The 20,206-nt window shown below is 47.6% G+C and carries 26 protein-coding genes and 1 rRNA gene; 25 read left to right on the top strand and 2 right to left on the bottom strand.

What is annotated here, in order from left to right:
- The 10 genes from rrf to rsmI form a co-directional block, all read left to right on the top strand.
- Nucleotides 1–91, top strand: a 5S ribosomal RNA gene (rrf, locus tag EDC33_RS09175); the annotation flags it as partial.
- Nucleotides 92–190: 99 nt separating this feature from the next.
- The gene (locus tag EDC33_RS09170) at nt 191–1,438 is read left to right on the top strand and encodes a hypothetical protein (RefSeq protein WP_124010927.1); all 1,248 of its coding nucleotides are present in this window, start codon (nt 191–193) and stop codon (nt 1,436–1,438) included.
- The gene (tmk, locus tag EDC33_RS09165; protein WP_094906067.1) at nt 1,435–2,067 is read left to right on the top strand and encodes a dTMP kinase; all 633 of its coding nucleotides are present in this window, start codon (nt 1,435–1,437) and stop codon (nt 2,065–2,067) included. The genes EDC33_RS09170 and tmk overlap by 4 nt, the downstream gene beginning before the upstream one ends.
- On the top strand, nt 2,064–2,393 hold the full coding sequence (locus tag EDC33_RS09160) for a cyclic-di-AMP receptor (RefSeq protein ID WP_040106344.1): 330 nt from the start codon (nt 2,064–2,066) through the stop codon (nt 2,391–2,393). Before tmk ends, EDC33_RS09160 begins: the two co-directional genes overlap by 4 nt.
- A 12-nt stretch (nt 2,394–2,405) precedes the next feature.
- On the top strand, nt 2,406–3,320 hold the full coding sequence (locus EDC33_RS09155; protein WP_040106343.1) for a DNA polymerase III subunit: 915 nt from the start codon (nt 2,406–2,408) through the stop codon (nt 3,318–3,320).
- A 6-nt stretch (nt 3,321–3,326) separates the two neighbouring features.
- Nucleotides 3,327–4,136 carry a PSP1 domain-containing protein gene (locus tag EDC33_RS09150; RefSeq protein WP_084217768.1) on the top strand — a complete coding sequence of 270 codons (810 nt, stop codon included), beginning with the start codon at nt 3,327–3,329 and terminating at the stop codon, nt 4,134–4,136.
- Nucleotides 4,136–4,450, top strand: coding sequence for an initiation-control protein YabA (locus EDC33_RS09145; protein ID WP_094906069.1), 315 nt, complete (start codon nt 4,136–4,138; stop codon nt 4,448–4,450). Before EDC33_RS09150 ends, EDC33_RS09145 begins: the two co-directional genes overlap by 1 nt.
- 36 nt (nt 4,451–4,486) lie before the next feature.
- On the top strand, nt 4,487–5,215 hold the full coding sequence (locus EDC33_RS09140; protein WP_124010926.1) for a tRNA1(Val) (adenine(37)-N6)-methyltransferase: 729 nt from the start codon (nt 4,487–4,489) through the stop codon (nt 5,213–5,215).
- A complete protein-coding gene (locus tag EDC33_RS09135; protein WP_084185013.1) occupies nt 5,208–5,522 on the top strand; it encodes a GIY-YIG nuclease family protein in 315 nt (104 codons plus the stop codon). The genes EDC33_RS09140 and EDC33_RS09135 overlap by 8 nt, the downstream gene beginning before the upstream one ends.
- Nucleotides 5,458–6,282 (top strand): 16S rRNA (cytidine(1402)-2'-O)-methyltransferase, encoded by an 825-nt coding sequence (gene rsmI / locus EDC33_RS09130; RefSeq protein ID WP_124010925.1) that lies wholly within the window; start codon nt 5,458–5,460, stop codon nt 6,280–6,282. The genes EDC33_RS09135 and rsmI overlap by 65 nt, the downstream gene beginning before the upstream one ends.
- A 28-nt stretch (nt 6,283–6,310) precedes the next feature.
- Here the strand turns inward: rsmI and abrB are convergent, their stop codons facing one another.
- The gene (gene abrB, locus EDC33_RS09125; protein ID WP_031547729.1) at nt 6,311–6,589 is read right to left on the bottom strand and encodes a transition state genes transcriptional regulator AbrB; all 279 of its coding nucleotides are present in this window, start codon (nt 6,587–6,589) and stop codon (nt 6,311–6,313) included.
- Nucleotides 6,590–6,887: 298 nt separating this feature from the next.
- Here abrB and metG point away from each other — a divergent pair, with 298 nt between their 5' ends.
- The 5 genes from metG to EDC33_RS09100 all read left to right on the top strand — a co-directional run bounded on the left by metG (nt 6,888) and on the right by EDC33_RS09100 (nt 11,504).
- Nucleotides 6,888–8,861, top strand: coding sequence for a methionine--tRNA ligase (gene metG, locus EDC33_RS09120; RefSeq protein WP_124010924.1), 1,974 nt, complete (start codon nt 6,888–6,890; stop codon nt 8,859–8,861).
- 11 nt (nt 8,862–8,872) lie between these two features.
- Nucleotides 8,873–9,637 carry a TatD family hydrolase gene (locus tag EDC33_RS09115; protein ID WP_124010923.1) on the top strand — a complete coding sequence of 255 codons (765 nt, stop codon included), beginning with the start codon at nt 8,873–8,875 and terminating at the stop codon, nt 9,635–9,637.
- 75 nt (nt 9,638–9,712) lie between these two features.
- Nucleotides 9,713–10,267 carry a ribonuclease M5 gene (rnmV, locus tag EDC33_RS09110; RefSeq protein WP_124010922.1) on the top strand — a complete coding sequence of 185 codons (555 nt, stop codon included), beginning with the start codon at nt 9,713–9,715 and terminating at the stop codon, nt 10,265–10,267.
- A gap of 1 nt (nt 10,268) precedes the next feature.
- A complete protein-coding gene (gene rsmA, locus EDC33_RS09105; protein WP_124010945.1) occupies nt 10,269–11,165 on the top strand; it encodes a 16S rRNA (adenine(1518)-N(6)/adenine(1519)-N(6))-dimethyltransferase RsmA in 897 nt (298 codons plus the stop codon).
- Between the two features lie 75 nt (nt 11,166–11,240).
- Nucleotides 11,241–11,504 carry a Veg family protein gene (locus tag EDC33_RS09100; RefSeq protein ID WP_031547719.1) on the top strand — a complete coding sequence of 88 codons (264 nt, stop codon included), beginning with the start codon at nt 11,241–11,243 and terminating at the stop codon, nt 11,502–11,504.
- Nucleotides 11,505–11,586: 82 nt separating this feature from the next.
- Here EDC33_RS09100 and EDC33_RS09095 read toward each other — a convergent pair whose 3' ends face one another.
- Nucleotides 11,587–12,150: an NADPH-dependent FMN reductase gene (locus EDC33_RS09095; RefSeq protein WP_094906077.1), complete on the bottom strand. Its 564-nt coding sequence runs from the start codon at nt 12,148–12,150 to the stop codon at nt 11,587–11,589.
- 178 nt (nt 12,151–12,328) lie between these two features.
- Here EDC33_RS09095 and EDC33_RS12805 point away from each other — a divergent pair, with 178 nt between their 5' ends.
- The 10 genes from EDC33_RS12805 to EDC33_RS09050 all read left to right on the top strand — a co-directional run bounded on the left by EDC33_RS12805 (nt 12,329) and on the right by EDC33_RS09050 (nt 20,151).
- The gene (locus EDC33_RS12805) at nt 12,329–12,919 is read left to right on the top strand and encodes a P-loop NTPase family protein (RefSeq protein ID WP_229716687.1); all 591 of its coding nucleotides are present in this window, start codon (nt 12,329–12,331) and stop codon (nt 12,917–12,919) included.
- Nucleotides 12,814–13,242, top strand: a complete 429-nt coding sequence (locus EDC33_RS12915; RefSeq protein ID WP_346255836.1) for a LytTR family DNA-binding domain-containing protein — start codon at nt 12,814–12,816, stop codon at nt 13,240–13,242. The genes EDC33_RS12805 and EDC33_RS12915 overlap by 106 nt, the downstream gene beginning before the upstream one ends.
- A gap of 160 nt (nt 13,243–13,402) precedes the next feature.
- Nucleotides 13,403–14,251, top strand: coding sequence for an ABC transporter ATP-binding protein (locus EDC33_RS09085; RefSeq protein WP_124010921.1), 849 nt, complete (start codon nt 13,403–13,405; stop codon nt 14,249–14,251).
- Between the two features lies 1 nt (nt 14,252).
- Nucleotides 14,253–14,957 (top strand): ABC transporter permease, encoded by a 705-nt coding sequence (locus EDC33_RS09080; protein WP_124010920.1) that lies wholly within the window; start codon nt 14,253–14,255, stop codon nt 14,955–14,957.
- A 77-nt stretch (nt 14,958–15,034) separates the two neighbouring features.
- Nucleotides 15,035–15,880, top strand: a complete 846-nt coding sequence (ispE, locus tag EDC33_RS09075) for a 4-(cytidine 5'-diphospho)-2-C-methyl-D-erythritol kinase (RefSeq protein ID WP_124010919.1) — start codon at nt 15,035–15,037, stop codon at nt 15,878–15,880.
- A 63-nt stretch (nt 15,881–15,943) separates the two neighbouring features.
- Entirely contained in the window at nt 15,944–16,792 is an 849-nt protein-coding gene (gene purR, locus EDC33_RS09070) for a pur operon repressor (RefSeq protein ID WP_040106333.1), read from the top strand.
- Between the two features lie 16 nt (nt 16,793–16,808).
- Entirely contained in the window at nt 16,809–17,189 is a 381-nt protein-coding gene (locus EDC33_RS09065; protein WP_094906080.1) for a RidA family protein, read from the top strand.
- A 61-nt stretch (nt 17,190–17,250) separates the two neighbouring features.
- Nucleotides 17,251–17,673 carry a septation regulator SpoVG gene (gene spoVG, locus EDC33_RS12795; RefSeq protein WP_094906081.1) on the top strand — a complete coding sequence of 141 codons (423 nt, stop codon included), beginning with the start codon at nt 17,251–17,253 and terminating at the stop codon, nt 17,671–17,673.
- A gap of 129 nt (nt 17,674–17,802) precedes the next feature.
- A complete protein-coding gene (gene glmU / locus EDC33_RS09055) occupies nt 17,803–19,164 on the top strand; it encodes a bifunctional UDP-N-acetylglucosamine diphosphorylase/glucosamine-1-phosphate N-acetyltransferase GlmU (RefSeq protein WP_124010918.1) in 1,362 nt (453 codons plus the stop codon).
- A gap of 12 nt (nt 19,165–19,176) precedes the next feature.
- Complete coding sequence (locus EDC33_RS09050; RefSeq protein WP_094906083.1) at nt 19,177–20,151, top strand: ribose-phosphate diphosphokinase; 975 nt, start codon at nt 19,177–19,179, stop codon at nt 20,149–20,151.
- The last annotated feature ends 55 nt before the right edge of the window (nt 20,152–20,206 follow it).

Here is a 20,206-nt window from a genome sequence, read left to right as displayed (position 1 = left end):
CCACCTGTTCCCATGCCGAACACAGCAGTTAAGCTCTCCAGCGCCGATGGTAGTTGGACTGACGTCCCGTGAGAGTAGGACGCCGCCGGGCAATTACATACAAGGATTCCTTTATAGGAATCCTTTTTTTGTGTTTCTGGACACCTTTTGCTTATAATTGAAGGAAAACATATGAACCAGTGGTGAATATATGGAACTTTATGAAAGAATAACTGAAAAAATTGATGCTGAAAGCATCTCAATGCATGTACCTGGACATAAAAATAATACCATCGGTCATTTGTCGAATCTGGACTGGAGTTATGATATGACAGAGATAGAGGGGCTTGATGATCTTCATGATCCTGGGGAGGTACTCTCTCGACTCAATGTAAATATTGCAGAGAAATATGAAGGCTACAAAGCGCAGCTGATGGTGAATGGAACTACAAACGGCATCATATCTGCCATTTATGCACTTTCCCGAACTCATCACCATTTCATTGTTGTGAGGGACGCCCATAAATCCGTCTACCATGCTTTGGATCTTGCAGGAAGCACTTTTCAAGAGATTGATCGCAGTGTGGTCTGCATGACTGAATTTCATCCAGGAGAAGTAGTGATAATCACGTATCCTACATACAATGGAGAATGCTTTGACATCGAAGGTATGATTCATCATATTCATTCCTATGGCGGCCTTGTACTAATCGATGAGGCCCACGGAGCGCATCTCGACATAGCAGAAAGCTTTCCCTCATCCTCGATGAAGTTCGCTTCAGACATTGCGATCCAGTCATATCATAAAATGCTGCCTGCCCTGACGATGTCTTCAGTCATCTTTGTAAGGGATGAAGCCCTGTATGAAAGGATCATGAAATACATCAATTATTTCGAGACATCGAGCCCTTCCTACCTGCTCCTGCTTTCGATGGAGCAGGCGCATGAATTCTATATGAATTATTCATCAGGGGAATTCTTCCGAAAAAGGAAGACACTCATTGAAGCAATGGAAAGTAAAGGAGTCGAAGTTAAGGAACAGGATGACCCGGCGAAGCTTCTACTGAATTACAATGGCATGAATCCTTTCATGCTGCATGCGAGCTTCACTGACCTTCATATCTATCCGGAGATGGTGACTGATGAAGGAGTCCTGTTCTGCCTTCCCCTCTTCCATCGAGGGGACAGCTATCCATTTTCATTGCTCATCGAACGCATCCAAGAGATGGAGTTCAAGGAAAGGGGACTCGAACCTGTTGATGGGCAGGTCGATATATTGAAGGGTCGGATATGTGTAAAAAGCATCGTACCCTACCCTCCGGGTGTTCCGCTTGTCCGTGAAAATGAAGTGATCACAGGGAGCCACCTCAAATCGATTAAGCACTATCTTCATAATCATGTTAGAATAGAAGGTATAAAATATAATTTACAATACTATAATAATGAGGGTGACCAATGAGCCATTTCATAACATTTGAAGGGCCGGAAGGGTCGGGAAAGACGACGCTCATCGCCCGGGTTTTCGAACATCTTTCCAAATCGCATGAAGTGATCATGACGCGTGAGCCTGGAGGCATAGGGATCAGCGAAATGATCAGGGAAATCCTTTTGACCAAAGGAAATGACATGGATGAAAGGACTGAGGCATTGCTTTTTGCTGCGTCCAGACGCCAACATCTGATGGAGAAGGTCCTTCCTGCACTGGATGCAGGCAAGATTGTCCTGTGTGACCGCTTTATAGACAGCTCCATTGCCTATCAAGGTTATGCGCGGCATATTGGCGCCGAGGCAGTAATGTCCATCAATCGTTTTGCGATAGAAGACCATATGCCGGATTTGACAATTTATCTGAAGCTGGATCCTGAAATCGGTCTTGAGCGCATCAGCAGCAATAACCGGGAGCATAACCGGCTGGATGCCGAAGAAATAGACTTTCATAAAAATGTGGTTATGGGTTATAATGAATTATCAGAAAACTTCCCGGAACGCATTAAGATAGTAGATGCAAGCCAATCACCGGATAAGGTGATGGAAGATGCAATAGAAGTAATCAACCAATACTTGAATCAAGAGGTGAATCAGTCATGAAAATGATAATTGCTATTGTACAGGATCATGACAGTCAGAGGCTGGCTGATCGGTTGGCTAAAAAAGACTTCAGGAGTACAAAGCTTGCTACAACAGGTGGATTTCTGAGGGCGGGAAACACAACCTTCCTTTGTGGTGTCAGAGATGAGCGTGTGGACGAATTGCTCACACTGATTGATGATACATGTGGCAACAGGGAGCAGACAGTGGCTCCAGTCACACCAATGGGAGGAAACGCTGACTCCTATATCCCTTATCCTGTAGAGGTTGAAGTGGGCGGCGCAACAGTATTTGTACTGCCTATAGAACAATTTGAAAGATTTTAAGAGTGAAGTGCTATGAAGGCAGAAAACAGCGTCGTCGAAAATCAATTGAATCGAATTATAGAAAACGGCAGATTGAGTCATACGTATATGTTCGAAGGGGATGCAATAGAGACTTTAAAACGTTATGGTGAATACTTTGCACTGAACATCCTTGGAGATACTCCAAGGCATGCACGGCTTATATCAGAAGGCAACCATCCGGACTATTTCTATCTTGAAACTTCGGAAACGACAATCAAGAAAGAAGCAATAGAGGATCTTGTACGGAGGATGAACCGCAAACCCACAGAATCCGACTATAAGGTTTATGTGATCGAAGCCTTCGAAAAGCTCACACCTCAGGCAGAAAACAGCGTTTTGAAGTTTCTTGAAGATCCCCCGGACAAGACGATTGCAATACTGCTTACCATAGATAAAAGCAGCATACTTCCGACCATCCACTCGAGGGCACAGCACATCCATATAAAAGGTGAACGCAATGATCGAATCAAGATGCTGGATGCATTGAGTCAGGCAGAACTTACCACCGTAGATGTACTGGCTCTGAACGCCCAGCATGTCAAAGATCTCGAGGCATCATTTTCGGATCTGAGGCAGGCTGCGATGGCGTTCTCAGCAAAGTGGCTCGGAAACCACCCCCTCGTACTGATAGAAATCAAGCCAATGATCGATCTATGCCAGAACAGGAGGGATTATGGCCTCCTCCTGCAGATGATCGACGGTTACGTCAGGCAGTGTCTGCATGAGCTCCTGGATCTTGAGGATTTCAGACCGTTTGGGGATGAAGTGAAGAATATGAAGGCAGGACAGCGTATAGAAAAGCTGTCGCACATGCTGGAGGAAATTCAGACCGCAAACCGTCTGCTGCAGTCCAATGTGCATCCAATGCTCGTATTTGAAAGTATGGTTATCTGCTCGAAAGGTTGAATGATTATGATAGAACTCATCACTGCTACCCAATTGGACTATTTCGATAATATTTATATAGAAGCTAAAGAAGACAAGGTGGAACGCGATGATTTCATCATCACGGAGACAAAACGCGGTATTGAAATGCTGCGCGTTGTAAAGCCGAACTACCATGTCCCAAAAGATAACATTGTAGAACCGGACGGCCGGTTCGTCCGCAGGGCGACAGAAGAAGATGTGGAGACTTTCCATAACAACCAGTCATTGGCCCAGGAAGCACTCGGCTTCTGCAAAGAGGCGGTTGTAAAGGAAGGGCTCGACATGCAGCTTGTCAATGCCAAGTACACATTGGATCGCAAGAAGCTCATCTTCAACTTCACGGCTGATGAAAGGGTGGACTTCAGAAATCTGGTGCGTGTATTGGCGACGCGCTTCAAGACGCGCATCGAGCTGCGTCAGATCGGGGTACGGGACGAAGCAAAATATCTTGGCGGCATCGGACCATGTGGACGCGCACACTGCTGTTCGACATTCCTTGGGGATTTCGTTCCGGTGAGTATCCAGATGGCCAAAAATCAGGATCTTTCTTTGAGTCCTACAAAGATATCAGGGGCTTGCGGCCGTCTCATGTGCTGTCTGAATTATGAAGATGAGTATTATGAAGATGCACGCGAGCAGATGCCTGATGTCGGTCAGACGATCGAGACGCCTGATGGTCGTGCTGTTGTGATCGGCATGAACATATTGGATCTGGTCGTCAAAGTGAAGTACAAGGATGACTATATCCGCGAATATCACTGTGACGAACTGAACGCAGCCGGCGGGGTGCAGTAATGGATCGCGAACGTCTGTTTACACACATCAGCAAGCTTGAAGCGGATATGAACCATATGTATGAGGAACTTCAGACGCTGAAGGAGCTCTCGGTGCGTCTCGTCGAGGAGAATGTAAGCCTGCAGATGGAGAAAGAGAACTACGAACAGCTTCTGGCAAAAGAAGAATCCGAGAAGGCGAAGTCATTCAAGCAGAATACTTTAAATAACCTTTATGATGAAGGGTTCCATGTGTGCAGTATCCATTTCGGCACACACCGGCATGGCGAAGATTGTCTCTTCTGCCAGGGCTTCCTTCAGCATAGGAACAACTAGGCGGCTTCGGCCGCTTTATTTATTGAGGGTGAATACATGTTAAAAGATGGAGAACGTGTGGATGAACTGTTCAGGGAGTCGATGAAGATCATCCAGAGCAAGGCAGTGTTTTCATTTTCAGTGGATGCGCTGCTGCTGGCAAATTTCACACGATTTTTGAAGAGGGACCGCAGCATCATAGACCTGTGTTCTGGAAATGGCATCATTCCCCTGCTGCTGTCACACCGGACTGGGCTTCCCATTGAAGGGGTGGAACTCCAGCCTGAACTCGTCGATATGGCAGAGCGCAGTATCGTAATGAATGGCAAGGAATCACAGGTACGGGTGAGCCAGGGGGACATCAGAAACATCAGGGAAATGTACGAGCATTCCAGCTTTGATGTCATTACAGTGAATCCACCCTACTTCACAAACAATCAGCCGCTGAAGAACAAAGGACCGCACAGTATAGCGCGTCATGAAATCCACATCGACCTCAAAGGGGTCATCGGTGCGGCACGTTTTCTGGTGAAGAACAAGGGCAGATTGTATATGGTCCATCGTGCTGAACGGAGCATGGAAGTGGTGAATGAACTCTTCAATGCAGGATTCCGCGTCAGGCGGCTGCAGTACGTCTATAATGACGTTTCAGCCGGGACGGCGCTGTTTGTCCTGGTAGAGGCCATATTCAACAGTCAGGCTTATGCGGATGTTTTGCCACCGCTCTATATCTATGACACACAGGGAAACTATACGGACGAGATGATGGCGGTCTACTATGGCTGAGCACTTCGTCTATATCGTGAAATGTGCCGATGATACACTCTATACCGGCTATGCAAAAGATGTCGCCAAGCGGCTGGAGAAGCATAACAGTGGCATGGGGGCCAAGTATACCCGCAACCGGAGACCGGTCGAGCTCATGTATCATGAAGCACATAATACAAGAAGTGAAGCGCTGAAGCGCGAGCATGCAATAAAAAAACTGTCCAGACAGGAAAAGCTGGCATTGATCAGGAGGGATGGATGTGCAACTCTATATCACGGGGACGCCGCTCGGCAACCTCGAAGACATGACCTACAGGGCGGTTGAGACGCTCAAAAACGTAGATGTCATACTGTGCGAGGATACACGTACAACACGGAAGCTGACCACACATTTTGATATCGATACACCCCTCAGGGCATATCATGATTTCAATAAGGAGGAAGTGGAAGACCGGATCATCGAAGAGATGCATGATGGCCGAACGTTCGCCCTGGTAAGTGATGCAGGAATGCCGGTCATTTCCGATCCCGGTTTTGAACTGGTCGCCCGAATGCAGGATGAAGGGCTTGAACACGTGGTCATCCCATCAGGTTCCGCGTTTGCAATGGCTCTTGTCGCAAGTGGCATCCCCTCATACGAATTCACCTACTTCGGTTTTCTGCCGAAGACAGGGGGGAAGCGGAAGAAGAAGCTGAAGGAAATCATGGCCCATGAGCTGACCTCTGTGCTGTATGAATCGCCCCATAAGATAAAAGATACAGTGGCAATGATCAGAGATATTGATGAAAGCAGGATGGTCAGCATATCGAGGGAAATCACGAAAAAATTCGAACAGCATATAAGAAGGCCGGCCTCCGAAATGCTGGAGCTGTTGGGCGGAAAGGTCCCTTTGAAAGGGGAGTTCGTCATCGTCATCGAGGGAGCAGAAGCAGAATCGGTACACTTCGACATACCAGTGGCCGAACATGTGGAGGCACTCATAAAAGAGGGGCTGACACCAAAGCAGGCAATCAAGAAAGTGGCGGAAGCCCGCGGGCTGAAGAAGCAGGATGTCTATGACGAGTTTCATGAAACAAAAAAATAAGCGGTGGTCGCCGCTTATTTTTTATGCATTACTTATTCATTTTTGACTGTATTTCTTCGATGAGCTTCTCTGCGCCTTCCTGGCTCAGAATAATGCGGCCGTCTGCAAGGCGCATGTTCTGTTCCGAGACATCTCCAGTGACGGCACATGTCATCTGTGGTTTATATTTCTTGAGAATGATTGTATCGTCATCCGTATATATTTCAAGTGCATCCTTGACTTCAATGTCAAGTACACGCCTCAGTTCTATAGGGATGACCACCCGTCCAAGTTCATCCACTTTACGTACAATCCCTGTTGATTTCATAAGAATCCCTCCATAATTTCATTCATCCACTTACCCTATGCCACCTTCCTATCCATGTCCAAGAAGACATCATGAAAAGGGAGGATCAGTATCTAGATTGGTTACCCAAGATAAAATTAATGAAACATCGAATTATCATATTTCCCAACAATTGTCAATAAACATATGACGGTTCTCTGTTGAGTTCTTGCTGATTATAGCATATTGCTTCCTCAGGTGCCAATATAAACCACTGATATTATTGAAAAAAACCGCTATATTAGTTATATTTAATAGATGAACAAATAGGAGGAAGAGCATGGAGAAACCAACTTACTATATCACCACACCGATATATTATCCAAGTGGAAAGTTGCATATCGGCAACGCCTATACAACGATTGCATGCGATGTCATGGCAAGGTACAAGCGCATGCGCGGATATGATGTCTATTATCTGACCGGTGCTGATGAACATGGCCAGAAAATAGAGAAAAAAGCAGAAAAAATGGGCATTTCGCCACAGAAATATGTGGATGATATGGCAGCATATATGCAGAACCTCTGGTCGCTTCTGGAAATCACCAATGACCAGTTCATCCGTACGACGAGCCCGGGCCACAAGGCTGCAATCCAGAAGATATTTGACAAGCTCTACGAGCAGGGTGACATCTATCTGGGTGAATACGAAGGCTGGTATTCCGTCGAAGATGAGGAATTCTTTACAGAAACCCAGTTGGAGGAAGTCTACCGGGATGATGCCGGCAATATGATCGGCGGCATGGCGCCAAGTGGTCATGAAGTGGAACTCGTTAAGGAAGAAAGCTACTTCTTCAAAATGAGTAAATATGCAGAACGCCTCGAGAAGTTCTATGAGGAAAATCCGGGCTTCATCCAACCGGAATCCCGCAGGAATGAAATGCTGAACAACTTCATCCGTCCGGGTCTTGAAGATCTGGCAGTATCCCGCACGACATTCGACTGGGGCATACCCGTCAAATCGAATCCGGAGCACGTGGTGTATGTATGGATTGATGCCCTGTGCAACTACATTACGGCACTCGGCTACGAGGCGGATGATGACGGTCTGTTCCAGAAATATTGGCCTGCGGACCTCCATATGATCGGCAAGGAGATTGTTCGTTTCCATGCCATCTACTGGCCGATCATGCTTATGGCACTTGATCTGCCACTGCCGAAGAAGATACTCGGCCACGGCTGGCTGGTGATGAAAGACGGCAAGATGTCGAAATCGAAAGGCAATGTCGTCTATCCGGAAACGGTTGTGGATCGCTATGGTCTTGATGCGCTCCGCTATTATCTGATGCGTGAAGTGCCATTCGGTTCTGATGGCGTCTTTACACCGGAAGCCTTTGTCGACCGTACGAACTATGACCTGGCAAACGACCTCGGGAACCTGGTCAACCGTACAATCTCTATGATCAACAAGTACTTCGACGGCAATCTACCTAACTACACAGGACACAACAATGCATTTGATGAAAGCCTGGAGAGTACTGTATACGAGAACGTCAAACTCTATGAGGCAAGCATGGAGGAGATGGAATTCAACAAGGCGCTCAGAGCCGTATGGACGATCATCAGCCGTACGAACAAGTATATTGATGAGACACAGCCATGGGTCCTCGCAAAAGACGAGGCAGAGCGCGAAGCATTGGGCAGTGTCATGGTCCACCTGGCGGAAAACATCCGCATCATCGCAATCCTCCTGAAGCCATATCTGACACATGGGCCAAAAGAGGTCTTCAGACAGATGAACGTGACGGATGAATCGCTGCAGACATTCGACTCCATCCTGTCGTACGGAAGCATCCGTACAGCAGGCCAGATGATTGCGAAACCGGAACCGATCTATCCGCGTCTGGATGTGGAGGCGGAAGTCTCTCATATCAAAGATCTTATGACGCCGGATGCCCCAGAGGAAGAAGATGAAGAAACAGATGAGGCGGAGAAGATCACAATAAAGGATTTCGACAAGGTGGAAATCAAAGTTGCGACGGTCATTCATGCAGAAGGCATCAAGAAAGCGGACAAGCTCCTCAAAATCGAGGTGGACCTTGGAAGTGAGAAGCGTCAGATTGTAAGCGGCATCCGTGAGGCGTATGAACCTGAGGATATCGTCGGCAAGAAAGTGCTTGTAGTGACGAATCTCGAGCCGGTGAAGCTTCGGGGAGAATTGTCCCAGGGCATGATCCTTACAGCCGAGAAGGGCAATCATTTGACGCTGATATCAGTGCCAAGCGGAATCGAGAATGGCAGTACAGTCAAATAAGGAGGCATATCATGCTTATTGATACGCATGTACATCTGAATGCAGACCAGTATGATGAAGACCTGGAGGCCGTCATCGAACGCGCGGAAGAAGCGGGTGTCGGCAAGATGGTGGTCGTCGGCTTCGACAGGAAGACGATTGAACGTACGATGGATCTGATTGATCGATATGACCATATATATGGTGTCATCGGATGGCACCCTGTCGATGCCATCGACTGCACAGACGCGGATCTTGCATGGATAGAGAAGCTATCCAGCCATGAGAAGATCGTCGGCATCGGTGAGACCGGCCTGGACTATCATTGGGAGAAGTCTCCACATGACATCCAGAAGGAAATCTTCAAAAAGCAGATCGCCTTAGCCAAGCGTGTCAATCTTCCGATCATCATCCATAACCGCGAAGCGACAATGGACTGTGTTGAAATCCTGAAGTCGGAAGGTGCCCATGAAGTCGGCGGCATCATGCATGCATTCAGCGGCACCCCTGAAGTTGCAGATGAAGTCATCGGCATGAACTTCCATGTTTCGCTCGGTGGTCCTGTAACATTCAAGAACGCCCAGGACCCGAAAGAAATTGCCAAACATGTGCCGATAGACAGGCTGCTTGTGGAGACGGATGCGCCATATCTGGCACCGCATCCGTATCGGGGGAAAAGGAACGAACCTGCCCATGTGAAGCTCGTTGCAGAAAAGATCGCCGAGCTCAGGGAGATGCCTTATGAGGAATTGGCAAAACAGACAACAGAGAACGCCGAAAGGCTTTTTGGGATATAGAAATAAAATCACCGCATCGACGGTGGTTTTATTTTTTGCATGAAAAATGTGATATTATGAAAATGAGGTGCATATATGGACAGACCAGCAATAAAAGAAGTCATCATCGTTGAAGGCAGGGATGATACAAGGCGTCTGAACGAAGCTGTTTCCTGTGAAACAATAGAGACGAAGGGTTCTGCAATCGATGAAACGGTGATGCGCGAAATAGAAGTGGCGCTGGCTACGAGAGGTGCAATCATATTTACAGATCCGGATTATCCCGGACAGAAGATCCGCAATACGATACTCGAAAGGTTCCCCGACATCAAAGAGGCATTCATGCCGCGGGCGAAAGCAAAGGGACGGAACGGGGGCATCGGCATAGAGCACGCCTCCGTGGAGGACATCATAGAAAGCCTCTCCAAGGTTTATACGAGCGTGTCGGAGCCGGAAGAGACCATCACCATCCAGGATATGGTCCGGTGGGGCCTCTCCGGCAACAGGGAAGCTGCAAATCGTCGGACCTACTTGTGCAATCGGCTGAATATCGGCTATGCCAATGCGGGACAGCTCAGGAAGAAGCTGAACCGCTACAGTATTGGGCATGCACAGGTGGAACGCATACTAAATGAATTAAAAGGTGAATAGAATGAAGGATATTGCGACAGTAGGAAGAACAAAACAAATATTGGCAGACCACGGCTTCACCTTCAAGAAGAGCCTGGGACAGAACTTTCTTGTCGACCTGAATGTCATCAGGGAGGTGCTGAACAAAGCCGGCATCACAGAGCGTACCGGCGTCATCGAAGTGGGGCCGGGCATCGGTTCATTGACCGAGCAGCTTGCGAAGCGTGCGGGTAAAGTGGTCGCTTTTGAGATCGATCAGCGCCTGATTCCCGTGCTCCGGGACACGCTCTCCCCATACGACAATATTGAAGTGATCAACGAGGATATATTGGAGGCCGATATCAGAAAAAGGATTGCCGAAGAATTTTCGGAGTGTGATGAGGTCATTGTCGTAGCGAATCTGCCCTACTACATTACAACGCCGATACTGATGAATTTCCTGGAACAGAACCTTCCGATTGCACGCTTCTATGTCATGATGCAGAAGGAAGTGGGGGAGCGGATCAGCGCCGCTCCAGGCAGTAAGGCGTATGGGTCGTTGTCCATCGCAATCGACTATTTCACCGAGGCGCGTGTGGTCCAGAATGTCCCGAAATCAGTATTCATGCCACCGCCGAATGTCGACTCCATCATCGTGGAGATGGTGCGCCGCGAGGCACCGAAGGTGAACGTGGAGGATGAAGCGCTGTTCTTCAAATTGACGCGCGGAGCATTCGGCCAGAGGCGGAAGACGATTCTGAACAACTATTCAAGCATTTTCGAAGATGGCAAGAAGAAAAAGGATGTGATCCATCAGATGCTGGAGCAGGCCGGCATCGATCCAAGACGCCGCGGCGAAAGCCTTTCTACAGAAGATTTTGCCAAAATATATGATGCACTCAAAGCTTTTCCTGAACTCACAATGAGTGTGGAATTCTGAAAATTGACTGAATTTACTCGAAATTTTGACAGAATTATGTAAACTTGCTATAATGGGTGTAGTGAGGTGGGCCAAATGCCAAAAACTTTAGTCGACATCAAAAATATTCTTGATTGTCAATTGGGTAATCCAGTTTTACTCCGTGCAAATGGAGGGCGCAAGAAATTGATTGAACGACGGGGTATTCTTAGAGAAACGTATCCTTCTGTCTTCGTCGTAGAACTCGATCAGGAGGAACATAGCTTTGAAAGAGTGTCATATACATATACGGATGTATTGACATCGAACGTTGAAGTGACATTCTATAATGAAGAGAGAGAAGCATTTGTAATCCAATAAGCGAACGGCGGCTGCCATCCCAGGATGGCGGCTATTTTTTTGCAGCAAATAAAAAGGACAAGCTTTGGCTTGTCCTTTTCTGCTATCTGATTGTCTTGAGTCCCTTGGACCAGTTGACTGTTGTGGTGATGACATTTTCCATCGTTGCATTGTGGATCTCCGCCGGTTTGAAAGTCGTCATGTTCTCAAAATCAGTGAACAGGCTGAATGCACCGAATGGTGTGACTGTTGCGATGTTCAGGTTGCCGAGGATCTGGCGCAGGGATAATGTTGCTGCGACTGCAAGAGTGGAACCGTAGCCGACGATGCCCGCTGCCTTATTTCCCCACTCAGGTCCGATATAGTCGATGGCGTTCTTCAGGGAAGAAGTGATACTCTTATTGTATTCAGGAGTGATGAAGATGAAACCGTCGAGTTCATCAATCTTCTGTGACCATGCATTCACCGTATCCTGGGAATATTCCTTGTTCGCCATGGCAGGGGGTACATCTTCATTGAACATTGGGAAATCATACTCTTTTATGTCGACGATTTCGAATTGTGCATCGAGATCCATCTTTTCTGCGAAATCCTTAACCCATTCTGCAACCTGCAGATTGACCCGGGCTGGACGCGTGCTGCCTGTAATGATTCCAATTTTGACCATAAATGATACCTCCATCAAGATATATATTCTAGTTATAAAAAGTAACTTACTTTTTATATATTACATTAAACGAGTCAGATTTCAACCTTTTTGGCTTAAACGGAAACTATATTTGTGGAAAGCAGAAGAACACAACTATAATATATTATACATACAATCGGATTTTGAGGTGAGCGGAATGGATGAGATTAGAGTTTCCGAAGTGATTGGTAAGGAGAACGGGCAGGCAATAGCATTTGAACCAGGGGAAGCAGCCGTTATACAGGTGCCGGTGGGGTATATCAATAGAATCGCCGATATGGTGAAAAGTTCACAGTCTACCTTCTTACTCGAGAGCTCAATGCCATCCTATAATCGTCTGACAGTACGCGAACAGCTCAGATTCATTGCAAAGTGGCACGGCAGTGAACTGAAGGTTGAAAATATCATCAGACAATACAAACTCGAACCTTGGAAGAAGACACACCTTTCCAAATGTACTGAAGAAGTTATCCAGAGGATGGGTTATATCCATGCAATGATGTCTTCACAGAAAAATATACTTGCGGTAGATCCTCTGCATAGTGCCACGGTCGATAATATCCATCTATTCCATAAAGCGCTCCAACAGATGAAACGGACGGGCAAAGCCATGGTGATCATTACTCAGAGCACAGAAGAAGCATTTGTACTGTCACCAGATATATATATAAACTCAATGACCAGGGGCTTAAACCAGTCGCAACAGATGATACTTCGGAGGAGCCAAATGTTAAGCTCAAGAGGCTGAAGGCAAAATACCAGGATAAGACGATTTTTATAGATCTTGAAGATATAGAATATATAGAAAGCAGTGAAGGGAAGGTTCTGATAAATATTTCCCGGGAAAAGTTCGTGATGGATGGTACACTTGCCCAGATAGACGAAGATTTGAGAAGCTACGGCTTCTACAGATGCCATCGTTCATACATCGTCAACTTGGAAAAGGTGAAAGAGATTATTTCCTGGTCAAAAAATACATATTCGGTGGTTATGGATAATCCGGAAAAGACCAAGATTCCCTTGTCCAGGACAAAATATAATGAAATCCAGGAGTTATTGATGCACCACTAGTACAATCCGGCTGAAATGGGTACATTTCAGCCGGATTTGTTCACCCTCCATCTTTCTCCTTCCACAATCTATCCCGATTATTCAACATCTCAAAGGGAATCCATCGCTGCAGGTTTATGGAGTTCCTATAATGGAATCATCGAAAGGTGGAGATTGAATCATGGATAAAGTAATTATCCTGGAAAATGTGAAGAAAAATTTTGGCAATGAAGAAGCGTTGAAAGGTATGACGATTGAAATCGCGAAAGGTGAAGTGTTCGGCCTGTTGGGACCGAGTGGGTCAGGAAAGACGACTACCATCAAAATACTGACAGGCGAACTTGAACCCTCGGAGGGTCGGGTTGAAGTGCTGGACCAGTCACATGAATCATTCAACAGTACACAATATGTAAAGTCGTTGGGCATACTTTCCGACAACAGTGCATTGTATGAACGTCTTACTGTAAAGGACAACTTGGCGCTCTTCAGAAAGCTATACAATACAGATCAGGTGAAAGTGGATCAGGTACTGAAAGATGTAGGTTTGGAAAAACATATCAATAAGAGGGTCAAAGACCTGTCCAAAGGTATGAAGCAGCGCATACTGCTGTGCAAGGCGGTCCTTCATGAACCGGAAGTGCTCTTCCTTGATGAACCGACGAGTGCCCTTGACCCTGCCACGACGGAGAGCATTCATGACATGCTCCTTAAAATCAAGGCACAAGGCACAACAATCATGCTGACGACGCATAATATGGACGAGGCGACAGCACTTTGCGATACGGTTGCGTTTCTGAACAATGGAACAATCACCGATATGGGCTCTCCGGAGTCGCTCAGGCAGGCCTACAAGACCAATGAGATTCATATAACGTATAGAAATGGAACGACCAGACATATACAGAGAACCATAGAAAATAGATCACAACTGGAAACGGCCCTATTCGATCCGGAAGCCGTTAATATAGAAAGCGACTATCCAACATTGGGCGAAGTATTCAAAAAAGTAACCGGAAAGGAGCTTGTCTAATATGAACACAGGAAGAATCATGGCAATATTTGAAAAGGATCTGAAAGAGTTCACGAGAAACGCAATGCTTTTCACGACGATACTGCTCCCTATTATTCTGGCATTCATGTACTCGAGGATGGGAGGGGGAGAAGAGGCTCTGCCTGCAATGCTTGCATATCTTATTGTCGGTGTCGCGTTTTCGGCGATATTATGCAGCGGCATCATGACCATGATGGCTGAGGAAAATGAAAAGAATACATTGAGAGGGCTGATGCAGTCACCAGCATCAATGCTGGATATATTGGCCGGCAAGAGCCTCGTCGTTGTTCTGATGACTGCCGTCTCGCTTATAATATCCTTCCTTATCATGGATGTGGCATTTGAATGGTCGATTGCTTCGATTGGAGGTCTGATACTGCTGGCACTATTTTTCCTCAACGTCGGCATAGCCGTCGGGCTGACCGTTGATAGTGTGGCTACAACCTCAGTCTATCTGCTGCCGATAATGTTCATATTCGGTTTCACACCAATGATCGAGACGATTGTACCGGATTCGGATCATTTCATCAGACGGCTGACCGACTACCTTCCACTGTATCAAAATATTTCCCTGCATGGGGAAGAAACAACGGTGCCATTGCTCATTCTGTTGGCCTGGACACTTGTAAGCTTCCTCTATGTCACCTGGTCTTTCAGAAAGCGTATGAGCGATGAAGTCAAATAGATCTTCCAAAGTCATATTGTAGCCGGTGGATTTATGATAAACTGATACAAAAATGACCGTATAATGGAAGTGAAAGCATGCATTTTGAAACTGCACCAGCCAAGATCAACCTTACTCTGGATACACTATACAAAAGGGACGATGGATATCATGAAGTGAATATGGTCATGACGACCGTCGATCTGAACGATCAGCTCTCTTTTGAGAAAAGAGCAGATGGAAAGATAGTCATTGAGACCGAACACCAGTATGTGCCATCAGATCGCCGGAACCTGGCCTATCAGGCAGCGGAACTCATGATGGATACATATGGCATCACGAGCGGCGTGACCATTTCAATCGAAAAGAACATACCGATTGCCGCGGGGCTCGCCGGTGGATCTGCTGATGCTGCTGCAGCATTCAGGGGCATCAACGCCCTCTACAATCTGGAACTCGATATCGATACACTCGCCGAGCTTTCGGGAAAACTTGGGTCGGACATCCCTTTTTGTGTGTATGGGGGCACGGCGCTGGCAACAGGGAGAGGGGAACAGATAGAGCACCTGCCCAAACCCCCGAATGCCTGGGTGGTACTGGCAAAGCCCAAAGTGAACGTCTCCACAAGGACGATCTACCAGGCGCTCGAGCCGGGAAAAAATGAACCGGCTTCCCCGGAGATGGTCGAAGCGATAAGGAGCAGAGACTATGCCCTGATGGTGCAGAGACTGAAGAATGATCTGCAGGAAGTGACGATGAAGAAGTACCCGGATGTCAGAAAGCTGATCGATACGATGCTCAGCAATGGTGCGGATGGTGCCATGATGAGTGGAAGCGGCCCGACAGTCTTCGGGTTCGCACACAAGGAGAGGCAGGCAACGCATCTCTACAATGCAATGAAGGGATGCTGCAACGAAGTTTATAAAGTAAGATTGCTTGGATGATTGCTGAAAGCCGAACTTTTATGGTAATATCACTATATTAAATACGGTATTAGGAGTTATCTTATGAAATTTAAACGTAGTGAACGTCTGGTCTTCATGACTCAGCATCTCACCACGCATCCGAACCAGCTGATTCCGCTCACTTATTTCGTCGATAAGTTCACACAGGCAAAATCTTCCATCAGCGAGGATATCAGAATACTTAAAGATGTCTTTGAAAATGAAGGTATCGGCACAGTGCAGACGACGGCTGGTGCGGGCGGCGGTGTGACATTCCAGCCCAGGATCAGTGATGACCGTGCCCGGGAAGTCGTCAGCCGTTTCATGGAAGTGTTGAAAATGAAGGACCGGCTGCTCCCGGGGGGGTACCTGTACATGTCCGACATCATGGGCAACCCCCATCTGATGAGCGACATCGGTGAACTGATTGCAACAATGTATGGCGATGAGACGATCGATGCCGTCGTCACGGTGGCAACAAAGGGGATATCACTCGCGAATGCGGTTGCCAGAAAACTGAATGTGCCTGTGGCAGTCATCAGGAAGGACAATAAGGTGACGGAAGGGTCCACGGTTTCCGTCAACTATGTATCAGGATCCACACGGAAGATTGAAACGATGGTCCTTTCGAAACGGACATTGAAGGAAGGCTCCAAAGTGCTGGTGGTGGATGACTTCCTCCGTGCAGGCGGCTCGATCACCGGGGTCATCAATCTGATGGAGGAATTCTCTGCGGAAGTGGTCGGCGTGAGTGTGCTTGTAGAAGCGAAGCAGGTGGAGAACAGACGCTTCACCGACTATACTTCGCTGCTTAAGGTATCGGAAATCGATGAGTTCAACCAGTCCTTCCTGGTAGAAGAAGGCAACTGTTTGGAGTATATTGAAGAAAGAAACGGAAAGACCAATCCATAGTCAAAGGAGTTTTATAATGCAACCCATCAATTCATCAAAAGCACCAGAAGCACTCGGCCCATACAGCCATGGTATGAAAGTCGGACAGATGTTCTATTCTTCAGGTCAGATCCCACTGAACCTTGAAGGGGAGATCGTTTCACAGGATGTCCAGGAACAGACGAAGCAGGTGATGACGAATGTCGGACATGTGCTTGAGGCGGCAGGCCTTGGGTATGGCGATGTGGTCAAGACGATGATTTTCATCAGCGACATGAACGACTTCCCCCTCATCAATGAAGTTTATGGCAGCTACTTTACGGGTAAACTACCAGCAAGATCATGTGTAGAGGTCAGTCGTTTGCCCAAAGATGTGAAAGTAGAGATAGAGGTTATTGCATCTGAAGCGAACGAATAATCTGGGTGGCTCAAGCAGTACACATTCGATCCAACAATAACTATTATTGGGGGAACAAACGATGAAGATAACAGATGTAAGACTGCGAAAAGTTAACAACCAAGACACCAGAATGAAAGCGCTCGTATCCATTACTTTTGAAGATGCATTCGTAATCCATGACCTCCGGGTCATTGAAGGTAATAACGGACTATTCGTCGCCATGCCAAGCAAGAGGACGCCTGACGGAGAATTCCGTGATATCGCCCACCCGATCCATTCCGACATGCGCCAGCATGTGCAGGAAGAGGTCATGCGGGTCTATGACGAAACGGAGGATCCTGAACCTCAGGAACCGGAAGAGCAGCAGACATCTTCGGATGATGCTGCACCCGAGACGGCAGAGACGATTGAAGATCCATCTCAGGATGCCGCTGCACAAGACGAGGCGCATCACAGGGACGCACCGAAGCAGGGCGACCTTGAAATCGGAGATGACAAGTAGCACTCAACCGTGAAGCGTATGCTTTGCGGGTTTTTTTATGGGGATAGGTATGTGATTATATTCTCTTATACCTTGAAACTCGTGCACCACTAAAATATAATTAGGATAGTTATAAAATGGAGGGACACTATGCAAACGAGAGCAATTATCTTGGCGGCTGGAAAAGGGACACGGATGCGTTCCGAAAAGTACAAAGTTCTGCATGAAGTATGCGGCACGCCGATGATTCAGCATGTCATTGGCAATTTAAGGCAAGCGGGCATTTCAGAAATCTATGCTGTCCTCGGGCATGGTTCCGAGACAGTGAGCAACTACCTTGGGGAGCAGATCCATAAGACGATCCAGGAGGAACAGCTCGGCACTGCCCATGCGGTGCGCCAGTGGAAGGAAGAGCTCCAGCATGAGGACGGCCACACTATGGTCGTGTGCGGCGACACACCGCTGATAAGCGAGACGACCATGCAGGCATTCATGGACTATCACCTCAAGACCGGATCCAAGGCGACCATCCTGTCTTCCCGCACCCAAACGCCATTCGGCTACGGGCGGATCATCAGGAAGGAAAACGGGTCTGTCAAACGCATTGTGGAAGAGAAGGATGCAGCGGATGCTGAACGGGAGATAAAGGAAGTGAGCTCCGGAACCTTCATCTTCGACAACCGCATGCTGTTCGAAGCGCTTGATAAAGTGGACAATGACAACGCACAGAATGAATACTACCTTCCCGACGTCATCTCCATCATGCGTGACAGGGGCGCGCGTATAGAAGCCTATGTGACGCCTGATTTTGAAGAGACGCTCGGCATCAATGACAAAGTCGCTCTCGCGAATGCAGAAGCCATCCTGAGGAAACGGATCAATACACTACATATGCAGAACGGTGTAACGCTGATTCATCCTGAGGCGACGTATATCGATGCAGAAGTTGAAATAGGCGCAGATACCGTCATCCATCCAGGAGCCATCATCCGTGGCAGCACGAAGATCGGAAAGGATGCTGTAATTTCCTCCGGATCCGAAATCAAGGATTCGATCATCGAGGACGAAGTGGAGATAAGGCAGTCCGTAGTCACTGAATCGAGGGTTGGAAGAGGAACGAAGGTCGGGCCATTCGCCCAGCTGAGGCCACAGTCTGAACTTGGAGAGGAAGTGAAGATCGGCAACTTCGTCGAAGTGAAGAAATCCCAGCTCGACGATGGCTCCAAAGTATCGCACCTGAGCTACATCGGGGATGCTACAATCGGTGCACGCGCCAATATCGGCTGCGGCACCATCACCGTGAACTATGATGGCAAGAACAAGTTCAGGACGGAGATCGGCCAGGATGCGTTCATCGGGTGCAATTCAAACCTTGTTGCCCCGGTCAGCATCGGAGACCGCTCCTTCATAGCTGCCGGCTCCACAATTACGGATCAGGTACCTGAAGACAGCCTTGCCATTGCTAGAAACAGGCAGACGACAAAAGATGGATACTATAAAAAAGATAATTAATGGAGGATGAACATGTTAGCTTCTAGCAATCAGTACAAGAACTCAAACCTACGTCTCTTTTCCCTGAAGGCGAATGAACCGCTCGCACAAGAAATCGCAGACCATATCGGAATCCCCTTGGGTAAATGCCAGGTCAACCGCTTTTCCGACGAAGAGGTCCAGATCAATATAGAAGAAAGCGTTCGTGGGTGTGATGTGTTTGTCGTCCAATCCACAAGCCAGCCTGTCAATGAACACCTGATGGAACTGCTCATTATGATCGATGCGCTGAAAAGGGCTTCTGCAGCAACAATCAACATTGTAATGCCCTACTATGGGTATGCACGCCAGGACAGGAAGAGCCGCTCCCGTGAACCGATCACTGCAAAGCTCGTCGCCAACCTGATCGAGACTGCAGGCGCCGACCGTGTCATCTCCCTGGACCTCCACGCACCGCAGCTCCAGGGCTTCTTCGACATTCCAATCGACCACCTCATGGGTGTGCCGATCCTGAGTGACTATTTCATGGAGAACAAGGATCTCGATTTCGACGAAGTCGTCGTCGTCTCTCCAGACCATGGTGGGGTGACCCGTGCACGCAAGATGGCGGACCGTCTGAAGACGCCGATCGCCATCATCGATAAAAGGCGTCCGAAGCCGAATGTGGCAGAGGTCATGAACATCGTTGGAGAAATCGAAGGGCGTACTGCAATCATCATCGATGACATCATCGATACCGGCGGTACAATGAAGCTTGCCGCCCAGGCCCTGCTGGATAAAGGCGCCAAAGAAGTCTATGCATGCTGTACACACCCTGTACTGTCAGGTCCGGCGATTTCCAGGATTGAAGAATCGGTCATCAAGGAGCTGGTCGTCACAAACTCCATTCAGCTGCCTGAAGATAAGAAAAGTGAGAAGATCACCGAACTTTCCGTCGGTGAACTGATGGCCCAGGCGATCGTCCGCGTCTATGAGGAAGAGTCCGTAAGCATCCTCTTTGATAATTAATGTAAAAATAACATGTTTTTTTTACAAAAGCCGGGGTAATATGCTATTATTATGC

Origin of the sequence: Salinicoccus roseus, from assembly GCF_003814515.1 — a bacterium.
Lineage (GTDB): Bacteria > Bacillota > Bacilli > Staphylococcales > Salinicoccaceae > Salinicoccus > Salinicoccus roseus.
This window is presented reverse-complemented; position numbering and strand designations above follow the sequence as displayed.